Genomic DNA, 2,150 nt, shown 5'->3' with positions numbered 1-2,150 from the left:
AAGCCTGTGGTTGCTTGTCGAATACGAGGATCACAGGGATTTTATCCCCATCTTCTGCCTGTGAGAGTTGATACTTGACTGCTCCAGAAAGTGTGGTCGTATTCTGTTGTTGTTCTATCTCAACACTCGACGGTGCCACACCTGAGGAATCACCAGAATGAGCAGGTTGAGATGTCTGTATGGCCCCTGCAAGTGGTGCAAATACTGAGCTTGTAATGAGGAAGAGCGCAAAGCAAACTACCCCAAACTGTACGTGTAGTTCAGATCTTGTCATTTATTAAACACTGTTGCTCAATTCGATAATTTTGGCCGCTACTCGATGCAGTCGGCTAATCACACGACTGGAGACAGTTATTCATACCAATTATATTTATTGGTTAACCAGTATATTCGAAACAAGTGTGTAACAATAATATGGTCGTTATATCAAACTACGTAGCTGCGACTCTTCGAGATGAAAAATATAGGAATGTTGATCCAGCGATCTCTTAGGCTGATGCCGTCACGAACAGCCGCTGGATATCAACGATATTGACCTCACCGTTTCCAGTGTAGTCGAATTTGTCAACGTTGTTCTCGAAGACATCACTCTCTCGGTGAGTGAACATTGCTTGGACGTCAGAGACTGTAACCTCCCCGTCACCATTGATGTCCATGTATTGGCCATCTCCGTCGATATCAGCAGGAGGCGACGTGAAATCACCAACAGGGGTGACATTGGCTCCGGAAATCGATGTGTCTCCAACCGAAGAGAGGTTATACTGAGAGGCGTTTTCTGAGCCGACTACCGGGTCTGAGAGAGTCAGTTCAGTACTCCCCTCAGATTCGATTCTGACGGTGAATTCAGCAATCGTTACCGGGCCGGTCTGGTTCGTATCCATTCCAAACGCAGCCACGTTTACCGAACTTCCGTTTGGCCCGTATTGTATGTCAGAACCTTCTGGGGATCCCGTGACGTTCACAGACTCAATCGATGCAATAGAGCTGTTAGCAATCGAGGTGTTCACCTCAAAGGTGCCGACACCATCGTCGAACCCATCAGCCACGAGGGCAACAGTGAGATTCGAACGGACATCGCCGCTTGCGACCCGTGGAACGAGTGTAAGCGAAACACCCTCAATCGGGCGGGTTACATCGACGGTACGAGTCAGTGGGAGACCATTAACAGGTGCATCGAACCCATCTGCATCGACAAGCGTGACGTTGTACTGACCGTCATCGAGCGACGAGATGTTCGCACGGTACGTCACTCCGCTACTGGTCTGACTCGCAGTGAAGTTGGATCGGTTCAGTTCGTTAACGACCGCGCCAGTTGAGGTGTTGGTGGCCTCAACGGTGATGTTTTCGAGTTGGTCGTCAGCGCTGAGCTCGACCATCACCGTCCCGTTGTCTTCAACGACTTCGTATTGCGTGATATCCACGCTAGGCGTCGTCGTGTCACTCGTGCCGTTCGGCAGCGTGATATTGAACGACGTGTCATCAGTTACAGTGACGTTCTCGGTAATCGTTGTGTTCGCGAACCGAGTGCTATTTTCAGGGGGCTCGACTTCGATAGTGACGTTCCCTGTGACTTCTAGACCAGTACCATCACTGCTACTGGCTACTTTACCTGCATCATTCGTCAATTCATACCAATCTGTGTATGCTTCCCCGTTGTGGTGGCGGTATCTCACAGACGCGTTCTTGACAGGGGTCTGGTTTTCATCGACGATAGTCACGTCAAGCACCGACCCGTTCGGAACGCTGTCAGAGAACGTGTAGTCCGTACTGCTCGAGAAGTACGTCGCTGCGTAGATGTCGACGGACCCATCGCGTGGGAACCGTGGTTCTGTACTCTTGTTCTCGCTCACATTGAACTGGTAGTAGCCAATGCTGTGTGCGCGGTCCGGCCACGCGTCAATACTGTACGCCCCTGTTTCGTTCGTCGTGGTCAAGAAGTCATACGCGTCTCCAGACTCGGGGCGAAGGACGATTGTATCGTTCGCTGCGGGCGTCCCGTCTGCCTCTTCGAACCTACCGGAGACAGTGATTGGGTCAACCTGATCGAGGTCAGCACGGATGCTTCCAGACCCTCGGGCAAGCTTTCCGTCTGAAGTCACTGCGGTGACTTCGACAGAGTAGTACGTATCTTCAGTAACTTGGGGTAGTGA

The 2,150-nt window shown here is 51.1% G+C and carries 2 protein-coding genes; both read right to left on the bottom strand.

Going from position 1 to position 2,150, the window contains the following annotated elements; translation table 11 throughout:
- A partial coding sequence (locus AUR66_RS22610) for a hypothetical protein (protein WP_394326260.1) occupies positions 1-274 on the bottom strand: 274 nt, incomplete at its 3' end.
- A gap of 214 nt (positions 275-488) precedes the next feature.
- On the bottom strand, positions 489-2,150 hold a 1,662-nt coding region (locus AUR66_RS22025; RefSeq protein WP_331457000.1), incomplete at its 5' end, for a dockerin type I domain-containing protein.

The sequence above is a fragment of the Haloferax profundi genome (assembly GCF_001469865.1).
GTDB classification, from domain to species: domain Archaea; phylum Halobacteriota; class Halobacteria; order Halobacteriales; family Haloferacaceae; genus Haloferax; species Haloferax profundi.
The sequence above is the reverse complement of the archived record's forward strand: the minus strand, read 5'-3'. Positions and strand labels throughout refer to the sequence as shown.